Here is a 17,881-nt window from a genome sequence, read left to right on the forward strand (position 1 = left end):
GCGCGTTCAGTCGTGCACCGCCGATGATGACACGGCGCCGGATCTTGCGCACTACTTCCGCCACCGCTGCCTAGACCGCGAGCCTGCGCATCGTCAGCGCGACGACCGCCGTGGCGACTAGCTGCATGCCGGCCACGACGTACAGGCCGGCGGCCACGCCGCCCGTCCATTCCTTGAGCCAGCCCATCATGAACGGCGTGGCGAAGCCGGCCAGGTTGCCGACCGAATTGATGAAGGCGATGCCGCCCGCCGCGGCGGTGCCGGTCAGGAATGCCGCCGGGATGGCCCAGAAGACGGGGAACGCCCCCAGCACGCCGATGGCGGCGATGCTCAAGGCGCCCATCGCCAGCACGGGGCTGCCGATGTAGGCGCCGGTCAAGGACAGGCCGACCGCGCCGACCAGGGTGGCGCCGGCGCAATGCAAGCGGCGTTCGCGGGTGGAGTCGGAATGGGCGCCGTTGATCACCATCGCGGCCGTGCCCAGGATGAACGGGATGGCCGACAACAGGCCTATGTTCAGCGCGCCTTGCACGCCCAGCTCGCGCACGATGGAAGGCATCCAGAACGCCAGCGTCGCATTGCCGCCGACGATGCAGAAGTACGCCGCGGTGCACAGCCACAAGGCAGGCAGGCGCAGGGCCTGGGCGAAGCTGGCGTGTTTGCCGGGGTCCAGGCGTTCACTGTCCAGCTCGGCCGTCAGCGCGGCCTTTTCCGCCGCGCTGAGCCAGCGCGCCTGCTGGGGGCGGTCCGGCAGATAGGCCAGCACCACCAGTCCGGCGATCACCGAAGGAATGCCTTCCAGCACGAACAGCCATTGCCAGTTGCGCAGCGGCGCCACCCCGTCCATGCCGCTCATGATGAGTCCGGCTATCGGCCCGCCGACGATGCCGGCGATGCCGAACGACGTCATGAACCAGCCATTGATGCGCCCTCGCCTGCCTGCCGGTATCCAGTACGTCAAATAAAGCATGACGCCGGGGAAGAAGCCCGCTTCGAAGGCGCCCAGCAGAAAGCGCAGGACATAGAAGGAGGTGGGCGTGGTCACGAACGCCATCGCCATCGAGGTCAGGCCCCACAGGATCGTGATGCGGGCCAGCGTCTTGCGCGCGCCGATGCGTTGCAGCAGCAGGTTGCTGGGCACTTCGAAGATGAAGTAGCCGATGAAGAAGATGCCCGCCCCCAGGCCGTACACCGCTTCGCTGAAGCGCAGGTCCTGCAGCATCTGCAGCTTGGCGAAGCCCACGTTGACGCGGTCGATCCACGCCAGCAGGAACAGGAAGATCAGGAAGGGAATGAGGCGCCAGGCGACCTTGCGGTGCATCTGGCCAGGATCGGCGGCCGGCGCGGCGTCGTGTGCCGGCGCGGACAGGGGTTGCGGTGAAACAGCATCCATAGCGGGTTCCTCGGTGGAGCGGATCAGGGGAGCGCCCTAGCCCGCCGATACCGGGGCAAGGTTACGCGAGCAGATGTTTTTGTCTGCTATAAATATATTTTGCCATTATGAAAAAATACAATAATCAGGATTAACCCGCGGTGGCCGCCGCGGGGCGAGGTCCGCCGCCGCGTCTTCAGGCCAACAGGTTCTTGGGCAGCGCGGCGATGAAGGACGCGAAGCTGGTGGCGCCCTGCCCGGGGCTCATGTGCTGCGTCATGACCGCGGCCGCGCGCGCCGGGTCCTGCGCCTGGATGGCTTCGAGCAGTTGGCCATGCTGTTCCCATGACGAGGCCAGGCGGCCGAAAGCGGAAAAGGCGTGCAGCCGGTAGGCGCCGGTGCGCGACCGCATGCGCAGGATCTCCTGGCGCAGATAGGGATTGCGGGCGCCCAGGTACAGGGCATCGTGGAAGCGCCGGTTGTGTTCCTGCCAGGCGTCGGTGTCCTCGCGCCGCACCACGGCCGCGGCGCGTTCATGGATGGCTGCCAGCTCGTCGCGTTCGGCGGGCGTCATGCGTTCGCAGGCCAGGCGCGCGCCTATGCCTTCCAGCTCCGCCAACAGCTCCCACATCGCCAGCAACTGGGCCACGTCCATCTTCGCCACCACCATGCCGCCACGCGGCAGGCTGGCCACCAGCCCTTGCGCCTGCAACTGCAGCAGCGCCTCGCGCACCGGCGTGCGGGAGACGTCGTAGGTCTGCATCAGCATCTGTTCATCGACCGGATCTCCCGGCAGCAGGCTGCCATCGCGGATGGACTCTTCGACTGACAGGCGGATGCGCTCAGCGGCTTTCATGGCGGACTCCGGTGTAGGGGGTAAGAAAATTCACGCTAGGCATAGTATTTTCTTGACTTCTATAAATATATTTATGAGACTAGACTTTTATTTTAACGAGCAAAACGCGGCAGGAGGTAATGAGCATGGAAGACTCGCCCAAGCAGGAATGGCAGGCCTGGGTCGCCCTGGCCTGCAAGACGCATGGCCTGGCGGTACCAGTGGAGACGCAAGCGGCGGTCGCACGCACGCTTTTGCGCCTTGCCGCCGTGCAGGCCGAGATCGACGGCTGCGGGGACGACGATGCCTGATTCTCTGCTGCATCTTTCCGTGGCCGACATGCGTCGAAACTACGCCCAGGCCGCGCCCGGCGCACGCGTGGCATTGGTCTCGACCCAGGCTGCGGCGTTCCAGCGCCGGGCGGCCGACCTGCTCTGCGCCACGCGCACCTATCAACCCTCTGGGCTGACCGTGCGTCCTGGCGGCCTGCTTGAAGGCGTGGCCTTGGCGCACAAGGATGCCTTCCAGACCGGCATGCACGCCCCGGGGCGCGGGCGGCCGTTGCGCGACGAAGCCCCAGGGCCGATGGCCACGGCGCTGCGCCGCTTGCAGGAACACGGCGCGCTGAATCTGGGCGCGCTGGCGATGGCCGAGCATGCCTGCGGTGCGACGGCCGAGAACCCCCACGGCGCGCCGCTGGCCAATCCGCTGGACGCCGCCGCCGCGGTGGGCGGATCGTCCAGCGGTTGTGCGGTCGCGGTGGCGGCAGGCCTGGTCCCCGCGACGCTGGGCACCGATACGGCCGGCTCTGTGCGCATGCCGGCCGCGACCTGCGGCCTGGTGGGACTCAAGCCGACTCCGGGGGCGATCCCGGCGGACGGCGTGGCGGCCTTGGCGCCTACCTTGGACACGGTGGGCGTGATGGGCCGCAGCGCGCTGGATGCGGCCTGCGTCTACGCCGCGTTGCTGCCAACGCCGCCAACCGCGTCCGCGTTGCCCGCGGACATGGCGCTGATCGAACGGGAACTATCCAGGCCGCGGCGTTGGAGGCTGGCCTCGACGCTGGCGACTGCCGGAGCGCGCGCCGACGTGGCCGAGACGATGGCGCGATTCGAACGCGGCCTGCCCGATCCGCAACGCATCGGCTTGCGCCCCGCGCCCGACCTGGACCGCTTGAACCGTCTGGCGCAGATCGTGCTTCATGCCGAAGCCGCCGCCACGCTCGCGGGCAGCGTGCGCCGTGATTTGGCCTCGCTGGCGCCGGCCACCCAGGCCATCGCGCTGCCGGGCTGGGCCATGCCGGCGGTCTGGTATCGCCATGCCTTGTCGCAGATCGCGCCACTGCGCGCGGCCTTCCTTGCCACCTGTCTGGCCGACGCCGATCTATTACTGACGCCCTGCCTGCCGCAAGGCGTGCCGGACCGCGCCGCGGTCACCACCAGCAGCCCCGATTTCGATCCCCGCGCCCTCGGCGCGCTGCACCGCCATCACGCCTACCTCAACTACCTGGGGCTGCCGGCGCTGGTCCTGCCCGTCGGCATCGATGCGCAAGGCCGCCCTGTCTGCGTGCAAGCGGTCGGCGCGCCCGGCAGCGAAGCCCTGCTGCTGGCCTTCGCGCATCAGTACGCCCTGCCCTTTTCCGCCATTCTGCAACGCTAATCCACGGACTCATCATGGCCAGAATCAATGCCTCCCCCACCCTGGCGCGCTTTCGCGTGCTGGACCTCTCGCGCGTGCGCGCAGGCCCGACCTGCGTGCGCATCCTGGCCGACTTCGGCGCGGACGTGATCCGCATCGAACCGCCGGCCGGGATCGATCCCAATGAAGCCATGTTCGCCGCGGACCGTACTGGCGGCGACTTCCAGAACCTGAACCGCAACAAGCGGTCGATGACGCTGAACCTGAAGAAGCCCGAAGGCCTGGCCGTCTTCAAGCAGTTGGTGGCCACTGCCGACGTGGTGGTGGAAAACTGGCGGCCCGACGTCAAGGCGCGCCTTGGGGTGGACTACGACGCCCTGCGCGCCATCAATCCCCGCATCATCCTGGCCAGCATCTCCGGCTTTGGCCAGGACGGTCCCTATGCGGACCGACCGGGTTTTGACCAGATCATCCAGGGCATGGGCGGGCTCATGTCGGTCACGGGCTTTGCCGGCGGCGGTCCGCTGCGCGCGGGACTCGCGGTCGCAGATTGCGGCACCGGCATCTATGCCGCGGTCGGCGTCCTGCTGGCCCTGCTGGAGCGCGAACACTCCGGCGTGGGCCAATGGGTCCACAGTTCCCTGCTGCACACGCAGATCGCGCTGATGGACTTCCAGGCTGCGCGCTATCTGAACGACGGCGACACGCCGGTGCAGGCAGGCAATGACCATCCGACCAGCAGCCCGATGGGGCTGTTCGAGGCCAGCGACGGCGCGTTCAACCTGGGCGCGTCCGGCGAAGGCAACTGGCGCCGCCTGTGCGAGTGCCTGGATGCGCCGCAATGGCTGGAAGACCCGCGCTACGCGACCGAGAAGTTGCGCGTGGCGAACCGCGGTGCGCTCAATGAATCCCTGGCGCAGCGCTTTAGCCAACAGAGCGTCGCGCACTGGGTTGGCCTGCTGAACCGCGCCGGGGTGCCTGCAGGCCCGGTCTACAGCATTCCGCAGGTGTTCGAGGACGAACAGGTGCGCCACCTGGGCGTGGCGCAGCCGGTTGCCGACGATGCCGGACACCAGTACCGGCTGATCTCGCAGCCCGTGGCCTTGACGCGCACGCCCGCCCAGATCAGACGGCCCGCGCCAGGCTGGGGCGAGCACACCCGCGAAATGCTCGCGGAGATGGGCTATGCCGCGGACGACATCGAGCGCCTGTATGAAGAGGGCGTGGTATGAGCGGCGGCCAGATCCAGGTGGATTTCCAGGACGGCATTGCAACCCTGACGGTCTGCCATCCCGAACGGCGCAACGCAATGACGCTGGACATGTGGCTGCAGTTGGCTGCAGCGCTGCGTGAACTCGACGGCGCCGAGGTCCGGGTGCTGGCGCTGACCGGCGCGGGTACCCGGGCCTTCGTGTCCGGGGCCGACATCAGCGAGTTCGACCAGGCCCGCGACGGCGCGGCCGCGGTCGCCCGGTACAACCAGGCGGTGGCGGATGCGCAGCAATTGCTGGCGGACTTCGCCGCGCCTACCGTTGCGCTGATACAAGGCGCCTGCATGGGCGGCGGCATCGGCTTGGCGCTGGCCTGCGACCTGCGCTATGCCAGCGCCAGCGCCCGCTTCCGCATGCCGGCCGCAAGATTGGGGCTGGGCTACTCCTATGCCGACATGCGCAGGCTGGCGGGCGTGGTGGGCGCGGCGTCCGCCTTCGACCTGTTCTATACCGCCCGCATCCTTGACGCCGAGCAGGCCGAACGCCGCGGCCTGGTCCACGAACGGTACGCCGACGACGATTTCGTCCGCCAGTCGCAGGCCCGGGTGCGCGCCATCGCCGCCAATGCGCCCCTCTCCCTGCGCGCGGCAAAGGCAGCCATACTGGCGACCATGAATCCGCCCGCGCCCGCGCAGCTCGATGCGATCGACGCCCTGGTGGCCCGGTGCTTCGCCAGCGAGGACTACGCCGAAGGCCGGCGGGCATTCGCCGAAAAACGCGACCCGGTCTTCCTTGGCCGCTGAGCCGTCTTTGAACCATGAGCAAGATGCCATGAACAATCCACGCATTCCTTTCATGCTTTCCAGCCAGCGCCCGCCCCTGGCGGCGCTGGACGGCCGGGCCATCCTGGTGCACCTGGTCGTCAATGTGGAGCACTGGCCGTTCGATCAGCCCATGCCCCGCACCCTGCTGACCGCGCCGCACGGGCGCGAGACGGTGCCGGACGTGCCCAACTACAGCTGGGCCGAATATGGCCTGCGCTGCGGGCTGCCGCGCATCATCGACGCCATCCGCGGCCGCGGCCTGCCTGCCTCGGCCAGCCTGAACGCCTCCGTCATCGATGCCTACCCCGAGGCGGCCCAGGCGCTGCTGGAGGCCGGCTGGGAATTCATCGGCCACGGCATCCACCAGCGCGCTGTGTCGCAAGAGGACGGCGACGGCCAGGCCCGCACCATCGCCGCGGCGCTGGACCGGATCGAGCGCTTCAGCGGCCGCCGGCCGCGCGGCTGGCTCTCGCCGGGCCTGCGCGAAACGCTGGACACGCCGGATCTCCTCGCCCAGGCCGGCATCGACTACCTGTTCGACTGGTGCCTGGACGATCTGCCCAACTGGATGCGGACCGCCGGCAGGCCCTTGCTGGCCTTGCCGTACGCGTTGGAACTGAACGACTCGGTCATCCACGCCGTGGAAAAGCATGCCACCGGGGAATTCAGCCGGCGCCTGGAGCGGACGCTGGACCTGTATGCCGACGAGGCCCGGACCGCGGGCCGTCCGCGCGTCCTCACGCTGGGACTGCATCCCCATCTGATGGGCGTGCCGCACCGCTACGCCGACCTGCTCACCATGCTGGACCTGCTGCAAAAGCACCCGATGACCACTTTCGTCACCGGCGCCGCGATGTATGACTGGTACGCCGCCCAGGTTCCCGTCCAGCCCGACGGAGCCGCCGCATGAACGCCATCGATACCCTGGTCGCGCATTTGCTGCGCACCCAATACGAGCACCTGCCCGCAGCGGCGGTGGAAGCGGCCAAGACCTTCATCCTGGATGCGGTTGGCGTCGGGCTATCCGGCTCGCGCCATCCCCGCATGCCCTCGTTGCGCCAGGCGGCCCAGGCCCTGGGCCAAGGCGCGGAAGCGACCGTCTGGGGCAGCGGCGAGCGGCTGCCGCTGGCCAGCGCGGTCATGCTGAACGCATATCAAGTGTTCAACCAGGAGTTCGACGCGATCCACGACCGGGCCGTGGTGCACGCGTTTGCCTGCATCGTGCCGGCGGCGCTGGGCTATGCCGAACGCGAAGGCGGCGTCGATGGTCCCCGATTGATCACCGCGGTCGCCGCCGGATTGGACTTCGCCATCTATGTCGCGCTGGCCCAGCGCGCGCCCATGCGTTTTTTCCGGCCGGCCATGTGCGGCGGCCTGGGCGCCACGGCCACGCTGTGCAAGCTTGGCGGGTTGGATGAGAGCGCCACGCGCGATGCGCTGGGGCTGGCGTACAGCCATCTCTCCGGCACCATGCAGGCGCATATCGAAGGCTCGCCCGCGGTCGGCCTGCAGGTCGGCCTGAACGCCAGGGCGGCGGTTACGGCCTTCGAGCTGGCGCGCGCGGGCTTTCCCGGTCCGCGCGACATCCTGGAAGGCCCTTATGGCTACTTCGCGCTGTATGACGCCGGCCAGGCCGACTGGGACGCGGTTCGCGCGGACGTGGGCCGGGTGTTCCAGATCACCCGCATGAGCCACAAGCCCTACCCGACCGGCCGGGCCACCCATAGCGGCATCGGCGCCGTGCTGGACCTCATGAGGGCCCATTCGTTGCAGCCCGGGGACGTGGACCGGATCACGGTCCGCGCGTCGTCGCTGATCGTGCGCCTGGTGGGACGGCCGGCCCATCCGGGCATGGATTCCGCCACGGCCCGGCTCTGCATGGGCTATGCCATCGCTACTGCCCTGCTGCGCGGCCGGGTCGGCATACCCGACTTCGATCCCGACGCGCTGGCCGAGGCCAGGACTTTCGAACTGGCCGCCCGTGTCCAGGTGCTGGATGACGGCAATCCGGACCCCAACGCCATGAGCCCCCAGCGCGTGGAATTGCGGCTGAAGGACGGCCGCGAATTCGCGGTCGACATGCCGGCCTTTCCCGGCAGTCCGGAACGCCCCTTGGGCGTGGCGGAACAGGACGCCAAGTTCGAAGCCTGCTGCGCGTCCGCGCAGCCGCCGCTGCCCGCCGGCCAGACACGGGAGCTGGCGCGACGGCTGCGCGGACTGGAGGCCGAACAGGACCTGCGCGGCATCATCCGTCTGCTGACAACCGGGCGTTAGTCCTGATCGAGTGTTCCGGACTGGGCGCGTCAGTACTTGAAGCTCACGCGCGCCCAGACCGTGCGGCCCGGCTCATTGACTGCGGTGTTGGCGGCATAGCCGAAACCCGCATTCCCCGCCAGGTTCAAGTGTTCGCTGTAGGTCTTGTTGAACAGATTGTCCACGCCCAGCGACAGGCGGACCTGCTTGTTGACCGCATAGCCGCCGTTGACGGAGAAAACGCCGAAGCCCGCGCTCGGGCCGAAGTCCTTGCCGACTACGTTGCCCTCATTCAAGGCGTAGCGTTTTTGCGCGGCCACGATGCGCCACAGCGCCCCGGCCGACCAGGTGCCGTCATCGTAGGCGGCACTGAGCCTGGCCTCCAGCGGCGGCATTTGCGGCAGCGCCCTGCCGTCGCTGCGGTTCTCGCCCCAGGCATACGCGAGCGTCGCGCCCAGTTTCCACGCGGACGCGGGCTTGTATGAGACGCCGAGTTCGCCGCCTGCAATGCGTGCGTCGACATTGCTGGCCTGCGACGCCAGACCCATCATGCCGCCCGAGGTGTAGCTGAACAGGATGAAGTCATTGACGTAACCGGCGTAGCCTGAGAACCAGGCGTCCAGCGCTTCGGTTTTGTACTGGGCGCCGAAATCCAGCTGGGTGGTTTTCTCGGGCTTCACGCCCTGGAAGGCGTTGACGGACCCGGCAGGCCCCTGGTCCGGAGAGAACAGCTCCCAGTAATCGGGGAAGCGCTCGACGTGGCCCAGGCCCACATAGACCGTGGCCGGCAGCGAGGCCAGATCCTGCTCATAGCGCAGGAAGCCGCTGGGCAGCGTGTCCTTGCGGCGCTCATCCGCTGTGGGATTGGGCATGGGCATCATCATCGAGCCCGTGTCCTGGCGGAAGTCCTTGGCCGAAGCCCAGTCGACCCGTGCGCCGCCGATGACGCGGCTGTCCGGCGCGACGCGCCAGGTCAGTTCGCCGAACAGTCCGGTGTTGGAAAAGTCGGCGTCCTTGACCCAGCTCTGGCTGCTGTACGGCACGGTATCGGTGCCGCTGCGGGAGCGATGGCGGCTCTGCTGGAAATCCAGGCCGGTGACCAGACTGATATCCGGCGTCAGTTCCCAGGTGCCGGCGTAGCGGCCGCCCCAGGTCGCGCGGTCCACGTCGGCCGCCATGGCCATGGGCATGGCGCTCATGGGGTCCGGCGCGCGCAGCGTGTAGTTATCCATCACGTGGTCGGCGTAGTTGTAGTACAGCTGCGCCTCGACCTTGCTCAGCACGGGTCCCAGGTTGCGCTTCTCGAAGCGCAGGCCGAAGCTCTCGCGCTTGAACTGGGAGCCGTCCATGCCGCGGCCGGCATAGCGCGCTTCGCCATCGCCCGTGCCCGCGGTCAGTTCGTACAGCGTGTCGGCGTCGGGCGTGAAACCCAGGGTCAGGTCGGCGTTCCACTTGTCCCAGCGCGAAGGCACGGTGTTGCCGTCGCCGTCCTTGTAGTCCTGGGAGTGGGAATGGTTGGCGGTGATGCGCGTGTAGACCTTGTCGTTGCCCACGGTCAGGTCGGCGGCCTGGTCGTTGCGACCGAACGAGCCGCCCGTCAGGCTGCCGTCGAATCGCACGCCGGCTCCGGTGAAACGGGGCGTGTCGCGGTCGAACTTGACCGTCCCGGCCGACGCGCCGGGTCCCCACAGCACGGTCTGCGGTCCCTTGATGACCGTGAGCTGGTCGAAGTTCTCGGGCGAGATATAGGAACTGGGCGCGTCCATGCGCGCAGGGCACGCGCCCGGCATGGAGGTGCCATTGGTCAGCAGATTCAGGCGCGAGCCGAACATGCCGCGCAGCACGGGATCGCCGTTGGTGCCGCCATTGCGGATGGCCGAGAAGCCGGGAATCGTCTTCAGATAGTCGGTCCCGTCGCTGGCCGGCAGCGGCTGGCGCGGGATTTTGGGATCCGTGGTGAAGGTCAAGGGCGCGCTGGGTTCCACGCCCGTGATGACCACGGGATCGGTGGTGTAGACGTCGGGCGTGTCGGCGGCTTGGGGCCAGGCGGGAGATGAGGCGGCCACTGCGGCGGCCAGGCAACTCGCGCGCAGGAATTCTTGGTTTGTGGTCATGTCTGGTGTCTGTCGATCGGGAACCTGCGGTGGCAGGCGCGGACGGGCGGCGCGGCCGCCTGCCTTCAAGAAAGGCGTGGCAGGAGCGCGCTGTCTGCGCATGGGCGTGACGAAGTGGGGGCCCTCCCCGCGCGGCGCAAAAGGACCTTGGCCCGCTGCGTGCGGACGACGCTGGCGCAACCGCTCAGGCCCGCGGGTTGGCGGGCTGCGCGGATGGCGTGTCGTGGAAGTCTGGGGAGAGGGTCAGGCGGATGGCGGCGGCGCGCGCGACCGTTGCGGCAGCCGGGTCAAGGCGCTTGCAACGTGGGGTTCGGCGGCGGGGGGATGGACCGCGGGAGCTGCGGCTGGCAGGAGCCAGGCCAGCAGCACGATTTCGGGCGGCAGCGCGTCGCTCAGCATGGCGCAGCCTGCGCTGCAGCAGTGCGGCAAGGCGCCGCTGTGCTGCTGCGCGCCCTGCTTTTGCCCATCGGCATCCAGCGTCACCACGCGTGGGCCGCTGGCCGTGCAGACGATGGTGGTGACACCGGGCTTGCCCGTTCCGATGCCCGAGGCCGCCAGCGCCGAAGACGCGATCAGCGCCTGGAAGACGAACAGGGCCATCGCGACCAGCGCGACCCAACGTCTACGGGCATAGGCAGATGCATGCATTCGGCGGTTCCTTATCGGCGCAGATGCTATCACGCAAGGCAGAGCAGATCCCGCGCACGAATGGCAACGCGCAGCCAATTCGGATTGCCGTCTGATGTAGATCAGACAATGCCGCCGCTTCGTGCGCGTCGCCGCCAAGCTTGGCGCAGGCAGGTGATCGGGCTACCCTGTAGCCGGCAGCCCGTAGTGGCGACTTGGCTTTTCAACCATAGAAAGTAGAGGATGCGGATGTCCCGTTGGACTTTTTACACAGCCCCTGGCACCTGTGCGCTGGCGACGCATATCGCGCTTCATGAAGCAGGCGCCGACTTCGACCTGGTCAAGCTGGACATGGGCGCTGCGCAGCAACAGAGCCCCGAGTACCTGCGCGTCAACCCCAAGGGCCGCGTGCCGGCGCTGGCGACCGAGCACGGCGTGCTGACCGAGACGCCCGCCCTGCTCGCCTTCGTGGCGCAAAGCTTTCCGGCCGCGCAGCTGGCGCCGGTCGACGATCCTTTCGCCTTCGCGCGCATGCAGGAGCTGGCCAGCTATCTGGCGTCCACCGCACACGTGGCGCACGCGCACAAGCGCCGCGGCGCGCGCTGGGCCGACGATCCGGCCGCGCATGCCGCCATGCAGGCCAAGGTACCGCAGACCATGACCGCCTGCGCCGCCTACCTGGAATCGCAGATCGCCGGTCCCTGGGCGGCGGGCGAGCGCTACAGCGTGGTCGACGGTTATCTCTACACCATCGGCAGCTGGTTGGAGGGCGACGGCGTCGACCTCGCGCAGTTCCCCAAGCTTGCGGCCTATCTGGCCCGGGTTGCGGCAAGACCTGCCGTGCAGCGCGCACTGGCCGAAGCGCAGGCTTCCTGACGGCGGCGGGCTGGCCGGCGCGCGGCGCCCGGCCAGCAATGCCGCCGATCGTATCGGTTTGATTGGCATCAAAACTGGAACGCTGCAGTCAGTTCCGGCGGACTAGCGCGGTATTGCATCCTTTCCTATCCTTCTTCCGTGCCGTTGCTGTCAGCGCGTTTTAAGCTGACGGGCTGACGGAATGCGCGTCCCGGCTCCTCCGGACGCCGAACATACCGAGAATCGAATGAAGCACACCTACGCAGCATTTCTGGCCGCCTCGCTGCTGGCCTTGGGCAGCCTGCCGGCGCACGCCGCGCCCGTGGATTACCAGATCGACCCGGAACACACGGAAGTCGTGGTGACCTGGGACCACCTGGGTTTCTCCAAGCCCACCGCGCATGCCGGGGCCGTGACGGGCGTGATCCGCTACGACGCCGCGCAGCCCGCAAAGTCGGCCGTCGACCTGCGCGTGCCGGTGGCGCGCCTGACGTCGCACGTACCCAAGCTGGACGAAATGCTGCAAGGCGCCGAGTTCTTCCAGGCGGCCAAGTACCCGGACATCCAGTTCAAGAGCACCTCGGTCACCGACCACGGCAACGGCAATCTCAGCATCAGTGGCGTCCTGCGCATCAAGAACATCGAAAAACCGGTGGTGCTGCAGGCGCGCCAGAACAAGCAAGGCATCCATCCCATGGCGCAGCGTCCGGCCATCGGCTTTGACGCCATGACGGTGGTCAAGCGCAGCGATTTCGGCGTGGACGCGTTTGCGCCCGGCGTGAGCGACGAAGTGCAACTGCGCATCACGGTCGAGGCCGTGGCTGACGCCGCACGTTGATTTTCCGGGCGCTGCGATCGCCGCACGCGCAAGGCCCTGGCTCCTAAGACAGGAACCCGATCCAGCGCCCCGCCACCAGGCAAGCCAGCCATAAAAACAGCGAAGCGCCTGCGCGCACGCGCATGGCGCCCGTCGCACTGCCCTGATCCCGCACCGTCTGCCAGGCCAGGCTGCGCCGTGCAAGCACGGCATTGATCGCACCCGCGGCCAGCAGGCCCATCTTGATCCCGAACGCGGGATTCGCCAGGTACTCCAGCGGCTGGACGCTGAAAAGCATGGCGCCCGTCAACGCCGCCAGCGCCAGGCCCGCTGCCGCAGTCCGCGCCAACACCGGCGCCAGCACAGCCAGCGGTCCGGGCTTGAGCCACCCCAGGAGGCGCAGGTCCAGCGGAACGATGGAGCCTATGAGCAGGCCGATGGCGCCGATATGGGCGGCGTTCACCAGCAGATACAGCGTGCTCCACCGCCGCAGCCAGATCGACGGCGGCAGGGTCTGAAGCTGTTCCAGCGCAAGACGCAGCAGCTCAGGCATGGCCCGGCCGGTCAGGGCTTCTTGATGCGGCTGGGATAGATGTCGTAGGTCTTGCCGCCTACCTTGATCTGGACGGCTTTCATGCGCTTGGCGTCCGACTCGCGGTCGCGGTTGCCGACGGCGACGATGGCATCGCCCGGTTTGGCCGAACCTTCGACGAATCCGGCGTCCTTGGTCTGGGTGGGATTGCCCAGCTCCACGCGCCAGACGCCGTCGTCGGCGCGTACGTCCAGCCAGGGATGCGGGGGCGCGATCTGCACTTGCTGGACCGTGCCTTGCAACGTCATCTGTTCGGATTCGGCCCACGACCAGCCGTGGTGGGCCATCGCGGCGGGCGCCAGGCCCATCAGTCCGGAAAGCGCCAGCGCTGCCGTGGCCACGCGTATGGATAGCTTCATGTCGCTGCTCCTGAATTGCGGTTTGGCTCCCCTTCCTTTGCGGCGGCCGCTCGTGTGGCGCGCGTCCGCCGCAATCAGCATAGCGCGGGAGGCGTTGCATATCGAGCTTGATTCATTGATGAGAAATTACTTTAAATAAAGGACATTAAATATGACATTAAAATCATATTAATCAATTAGTTAGTCAATTATTCTAAGAACTTAGATTATGCTGAATCTATGCTGAATTAGAGAAATCATCGATTCTCACGGGAAAACCCGGAGAAACTTTCCCGCACGGAATGCGGTCGCAAATTGTTCAGGTGATTGTCAGGCACCGTCCCCAAATGGCGCCGTCTGCACGCGCCCGCCGCGCCCAACCGAGAGCATCCGATGACACAGCCCACCCTGCGTTCGCCCGCGAATCCGGCCCTGTTGCTCCAGCCGCGCGCGCCGGCCGGCTTGTCGGTGATGGATGCCACCATGGTGCTGGTGGGCGTGGTGATCGGAATCGGCATATTCGGCTTTCCGCCGCTGGTGGCGCAGCACGCGAGTTCCGAGGCGATGTACATCGCCTTGTGGTGCGCGGGCGGCCTGGTGATGCTGGTCGGCGCGCTTTGCTACGGCGAGCTGGGCTCGGCCTATCCCGGCGCGGGCGGCGAATACCTGTACCTGACACGGGCCTGGGGCCGGCAGGTGGGACTGATGTTCGCCTGGGCGCGTTGCTCTGTCATCCAGACGGGCGCCATCGCCGTGGTCGCCTATATCTATGGCGATTACGCGCAACGGCTCGCGCCCCTTGGTCCGTACGGCCCCGCCCTGCACGCGGCGATATCGGTGGTGGCGCTGACCGCCTTGAACGTGGCGGGCACGCGCTATTCCAAGCGGTTGCAATGGGTGTTCACTGCGCTGACGGTGGCGGCCTTGGCGGCGGTGCTGATCGCCAGCCTGGCCGCCGCGGGAGACAGCCCGCTGCGCAGCGCTGCCGAACCGGGGCCTTTGACCGGCAATACCGCGGGCCTGCTGGGCATGGGCATGGTGTTCGTGCTGCTGACTTATGGCGGCTGGAACGAAGCCGCCTATCTCAGCGGCGAGCTGCGCGACCCGGGCCGCAACATGAGCCGGGTGCTGCTGATCGGCACGCTGCTGGTGACGGGCGCGTACGTGCTGACCAACCTGGCGCTGCTGGAGATCTTCGGCCTGCAGGGGCTGCGCGATACGCCGGCGCTGGGGGCGGACGTGATGCAGCTGGCGGCCGGCCCCTACGCTGCAGCCCTGCTCAGCCTGACGATCTGCGCCACGGCGCTCAGCACCATCAACGGCACCATCATCACCGGCGCGCGGGTGTATTGCGCCCTGGGCCGCGACGTGCCGCGGCTGCGCGCGCTGGCGGCGTGGAACGCGCAAGGCGAGACGCCCGCATCCGCACTGCTGGTCCAGGGCGCGATCACGCTTGCGCTGATCGCGCTGGGCGCCTTCAGCCAGAACAGCGTGCAGACCCTGGTGGCCTATACCGCACCGGTGTTCTGGATCTTCATGCTGCTGGTTGCGGCCTCGGTGTGGCGCCTGCGGCGCATCGATCCGGATCGGCCGCGCCCGTTCCGCGTGCCGCTCTATCCCTTGCCCCCGCTGCTGCTGGCGCTGACCTGCGCCGGCCTGGTGGTTTCCAGCGCCATGTACGCCGGCGCCGGCGCGCTGATCGGGCTGGCGGTGCTGGCGGCGGGCCTGCCGCTGCTGCGCCTGCTGGGGCCCGCGCCGCCGCGGGCCTGACCAAGGTTTCCCCGGGGCGGCGATCCCGTCCGCATGCCTTACCTGCAAGGAGTCCACATCATGCACATCGCGATTCAGTCCTTCAGATCCGTCGCCCGTAGCGCCATGCCGCCCCTGCGCGGCGCCGTGCTCGCGTCGGCGGCCGCGCTGGCCCTGGCATGCGTCCCGCTGCCGTCGCTGGCCGCCGCCGCGCAGCCCTCGGAACAGAAAGAGTACGTGCCGGACGTGGGCCAGGACGGCAAGGACGTCATCTGGGTGCCTACGCCGCAGGCCCTGGTCGATACCATGCTGGACATGGCCAAGGTCACGCCCAAGGACAAATTGATGGACCTGGGCTCGGGCGACGGGCGCACCGTCATCACCGCGGCCCAGCGCGGCCTGACGGCCCAGGGCATCGAGTACAACCCGGACCTGGTCGAACTGTCGCGCCGCAACGCGCAGCGCGCCGGCGTTGCCGACCGCGCCACCTTCGTGACGGCGGACCTGTTCGCCACCGATCTGTCGCAGGCGGACGTGATCACCATGTTCCTGCTGTCTACCATCAACGAAAAACTGCGGCCCAAGCTGCTGGAATTGGCGCCCGGCACCCGCATCGTGTCGAACTCCTTCCGCATGGGCGATTGGGAGCCGGACGCCGAGGAAACCATCCGGCAGGACTGCAACACCTACTGCACGGCGCTCTTGTGGATCGTGCCCGCCAAGGTGGCGGGCAACTGGGAGGTGGACGGCCAGCCCCTGCAGCTGGAGCAGCGCTACCAGCGCCTGTCGGGCAAGCTGGGCGGCGCGCCGATTTCGGAGGCGCGGCTGAATGGCGCCGAGATCTCCTTTGTCGCCAACGGCGTGCGCTACACCGGGACGGTGAATGGCAAGCAGATGAGCGGCAGCGCCGCCGGCCGGGGGAACTGGTCGGCCAAGCGGGTGTAGGGCCGCGACGCGGACGGGTTATGCCGCGTGGCGCCAGGCCGTCAAGGATGCTTCCACATGCCCGATTTCCTGCGCCGTCATCCCGGCCATGGCGTAGTAGCGCTGGCGTTGCTCCACCACCTCGCGCACGTGCTCAAGGATGCCGCGAGCGACGGCTTCAGACCGCAGGCCGAAGCGCCGGTATTCGCTCAGGCAGTTCTGGAATGAGCTTTCCCGGCCGGCTGCGCCGATGTGCAGGTAGTGCCTGGCGGAGCCTTCCTGCGTGACCACGTCGAACAGGGGCGACAGCCGGTAGGTCTGCGCGCCCTCGTCCTTCAGGAAGCCGACGTTCTTCAAGTGGTCGTCGGTGTTGTGGACGGCGACGTTCAGGATCATGCGCGCGTACAGTTCCTTCAAGTCCCGCACCGGGTTGGACGAAATCCGGCGCGTGACGTCCGCCAGCCGCGCGTAGGAATACGTGGCCTTGCCGCGCGCCTCGTCGAGTTCGCGTTTGCCGATCTGCGCCGAGGGGCTGATCAGGGAGGCGCCGCTGAGGAAATGGCGGCGCGCGACGATGGGAGTCGCGCCCTGCCCGGCCGGCAGCAACTCGCGGTCGAAGCGGTGCGTCAGCAGCACTGCGCCCAGATGCGTTTCAGCCAGGCGGATCTCGGGCACCGTCAGGCCGATGGCGCGCGCCATCTGCAGATTGGCGTATTCGACGCGCTGGCGGTCGTAGGAATCCCCCTTGCGCGGAAACTTGGCGATCCACATTTCGCCGCGCTCGTCGCGCACGATGGTCTTGGGACGCGCGCCGCCGATGTCCCAGGAGCTGCCCAGGATGTCGCGGTACAGGCCCTTGGGCTTGACGCCCTGATCGATATCGGTGAGCAGGTCCGCAAGCGATTCCACCTGGCTGAGTTCCGGCAGGCGATAGGTCTTGCGCATGTTCGGCGTAAGCTGGCGGGCGCTGAAGAACAACGCCCCCACGCCCATCCCGCGTCCCTTGAGCAGGACTTCGTCCTCGGTCACGCGGGCGCCGGCGTTGTCCACGCGCATGACGTTGCGGCCCCATGCGTCGGGGGCGGCGTCAAAGACCGCGCCCAGCGTTTCGTAGCGGCTTTCGGTGCGGAAGGTGGTGCGCGCGTCCACCAGCGGCAGGTTCAGCGGATCCAGCGCAAAGGCGCGCTGATCGTTCACATAGGACTGCACATAGGTGAACTCGGCGTAGAAGCGGCTTTCATCCGAATCGTCCAGCGTCAGCAGGCCGGCGAGCACGGCCTCGCCGCGGATGTCGACGTAGACATACAGCTCGCTTTCCACCGATTTGTGCTTTCTTGCTTTCACGATTTGCGTGGCGCTACAGCTGGGTAGGATCGGCGCGGTGCGTGTTGGGCGTCTTGCCGCTGCCCCGGCTGGGCCGGCGCACCGCGTCCAGGCGTTTGCCTACGCCGTCCAGGTCGGGATCGCCCAGGGCGTAGACCTGGTCCGCATAGCCGTACTGCAGCAAGGCTTCAATGGCCAGCGCCAGGGACACGCCGCCGTCGCCGCGTTCCAGGCGCGTGATGGTGGCGCGCGACACGCCCATGCGGGCGGCCAGCGTGGATTCGGTTTCGGCGCGGCGCAGCCGGGCGGTGCGGATGTTGGCGCCAAGGCGCGCAAGCGCACTGGCGGCATCGAAGCTGGGTTCGATCTTCTTTTTCATGAGTCAATAATAGTGCTTTGTTTGTTGGTT

The 17,881-nt window shown here is 67.8% G+C and carries 18 protein-coding genes; 10 read left to right on the plus strand and 8 right to left on the minus strand.

The window, feature by feature from the left end; genetic code table 11:
* Positions 1-70: 70 nt before the first annotated feature.
* Together IB258_RS03050 and IB258_RS03055 are read right to left on the minus strand one after the other, a co-directional pair.
* Complete coding sequence (locus tag IB258_RS03050; protein WP_192327873.1) at positions 71-1,393, minus strand: MFS transporter; 1,323 nt, start codon at positions 1,391-1,393, stop codon at positions 71-73.
* 175 nt (positions 1,394-1,568) lie between these two features.
* Positions 1,569-2,228, minus strand: a complete 660-nt coding sequence (locus IB258_RS03055; RefSeq protein ID WP_054454398.1) for a GntR family transcriptional regulator — start codon at positions 2,226-2,228, stop codon at positions 1,569-1,571.
* Between the two features lie 119 nt (positions 2,229-2,347).
* Between IB258_RS03055 and IB258_RS03060 the strand changes: the two genes are divergently transcribed.
* From IB258_RS03060 to IB258_RS03085, 6 genes are read left to right on the plus strand one after another with little or no spacing between them, the layout of a single operon-like run.
* Positions 2,348-2,518 (plus strand): hypothetical protein, encoded by a 171-nt coding sequence (locus IB258_RS03060; protein WP_156337376.1) that lies wholly within the window; start codon positions 2,348-2,350, stop codon positions 2,516-2,518.
* Complete coding sequence (locus IB258_RS03065; protein ID WP_192352124.1) at positions 2,511-3,866, plus strand: amidase; 1,356 nt, start codon at positions 2,511-2,513, stop codon at positions 3,864-3,866. The genes IB258_RS03060 and IB258_RS03065 overlap by 8 nt, the downstream gene beginning before the upstream one ends.
* Before the next feature lie 14 nt (positions 3,867-3,880).
* Entirely contained in the window at positions 3,881-5,077 is a 1,197-nt protein-coding gene (locus IB258_RS03070; protein ID WP_054454392.1) for a CaiB/BaiF CoA-transferase family protein, read from the plus strand.
* Positions 5,074-5,859 (plus strand): enoyl-CoA hydratase, encoded by a 786-nt coding sequence (locus IB258_RS03075; RefSeq protein ID WP_192352125.1) that lies wholly within the window; start codon positions 5,074-5,076, stop codon positions 5,857-5,859. The genes IB258_RS03070 and IB258_RS03075 overlap by 4 nt, the downstream gene beginning before the upstream one ends.
* 28 nt (positions 5,860-5,887) lie before the next feature.
* On the plus strand, positions 5,888-6,790 hold the full coding sequence (locus IB258_RS03080; protein WP_192352126.1) for a polysaccharide deacetylase family protein: 903 nt from the start codon (positions 5,888-5,890) through the stop codon (positions 6,788-6,790).
* Entirely contained in the window at positions 6,787-8,154 is a 1,368-nt protein-coding gene (locus IB258_RS03085) for an MmgE/PrpD family protein (RefSeq protein WP_192352127.1), read from the plus strand. The genes IB258_RS03080 and IB258_RS03085 overlap by 4 nt, the downstream gene beginning before the upstream one ends.
* A gap of 29 nt (positions 8,155-8,183) precedes the next feature.
* Here the strand turns inward: IB258_RS03085 and IB258_RS03090 are convergent, their stop codons facing one another.
* Together IB258_RS03090 and IB258_RS03095 are read right to left on the minus strand one after the other, a co-directional pair.
* Entirely contained in the window at positions 8,184-10,247 is a 2,064-nt protein-coding gene (locus IB258_RS03090) for a TonB-dependent copper receptor (RefSeq protein WP_192352128.1), read from the minus strand.
* Between the two features lie 243 nt (positions 10,248-10,490).
* Entirely contained in the window at positions 10,491-10,895 is a 405-nt protein-coding gene (locus IB258_RS03095) for a DUF2946 family protein (protein ID WP_054454382.1), read from the minus strand.
* Between the two features lie 228 nt (positions 10,896-11,123).
* Between IB258_RS03095 and IB258_RS03100 the strand changes: the two genes are divergently transcribed.
* Complete coding sequence (locus tag IB258_RS03100) at positions 11,124-11,750, plus strand: glutathione S-transferase family protein (RefSeq protein WP_054454865.1); 627 nt, start codon at positions 11,124-11,126, stop codon at positions 11,748-11,750.
* A gap of 226 nt (positions 11,751-11,976) precedes the next feature.
* The gene (locus IB258_RS03105) at positions 11,977-12,567 is read left to right on the plus strand and encodes a YceI family protein (protein ID WP_054454380.1); all 591 of its coding nucleotides are present in this window, start codon (positions 11,977-11,979) and stop codon (positions 12,565-12,567) included.
* A gap of 43 nt (positions 12,568-12,610) precedes the next feature.
* Here the strand turns inward: IB258_RS03105 and IB258_RS03110 are convergent, their stop codons facing one another.
* Together IB258_RS03110 and IB258_RS03115 are read right to left on the minus strand one after the other, a co-directional pair.
* Positions 12,611-13,099, minus strand: a complete 489-nt coding sequence (locus tag IB258_RS03110) for a DUF6644 family protein (RefSeq protein WP_054454377.1) — start codon at positions 13,097-13,099, stop codon at positions 12,611-12,613.
* A gap of 11 nt (positions 13,100-13,110) precedes the next feature.
* Positions 13,111-13,497 carry a DUF6152 family protein gene (locus IB258_RS03115; RefSeq protein ID WP_054454374.1) on the minus strand — a complete coding sequence of 129 codons (387 nt, stop codon included), beginning with the start codon at positions 13,495-13,497 and terminating at the stop codon, positions 13,111-13,113.
* A 450-nt stretch (positions 13,498-13,947) separates the two neighbouring features.
* On the opposite strand from IB258_RS03115, the gene IB258_RS03120 reads away from it, so the two are divergent.
* On the plus strand, positions 13,948-15,246 hold the full coding sequence (locus tag IB258_RS03120; protein WP_054454863.1) for an APC family permease: 1,299 nt from the start codon (positions 13,948-13,950) through the stop codon (positions 15,244-15,246).
* A gap of 60 nt (positions 15,247-15,306) precedes the next feature.
* A complete protein-coding gene (locus IB258_RS03125; RefSeq protein WP_225588732.1) occupies positions 15,307-16,170 on the plus strand; it encodes a cyclopropane-fatty-acyl-phospholipid synthase family protein in 864 nt (287 codons plus the stop codon).
* Between the two features lie 18 nt (positions 16,171-16,188).
* On the opposite strand, the gene IB258_RS03130 is transcribed toward IB258_RS03125, so the two are convergent.
* Together IB258_RS03130 and IB258_RS03135 are read right to left on the minus strand one after the other, a co-directional pair.
* Positions 16,189-17,493: a type II toxin-antitoxin system HipA family toxin gene (locus IB258_RS03130; RefSeq protein ID WP_370539804.1), complete on the minus strand. Its 1,305-nt coding sequence runs from the start codon at positions 17,491-17,493 to the stop codon at positions 16,189-16,191.
* 13 nt (positions 17,494-17,506) lie between these two features.
* Positions 17,507-17,851: a helix-turn-helix transcriptional regulator gene (locus tag IB258_RS03135; protein WP_175180953.1), complete on the minus strand. Its 345-nt coding sequence runs from the start codon at positions 17,849-17,851 to the stop codon at positions 17,507-17,509.
* Positions 17,852-17,881 lie beyond the last annotated feature (30 nt).

The sequence above is a fragment of the Achromobacter sp. ACM02 genome (assembly GCF_014851605.1).
Classification (GTDB): Bacteria; Pseudomonadota; Gammaproteobacteria; order Burkholderiales; family Burkholderiaceae_B; genus Achromobacter; species Achromobacter aegrifaciens.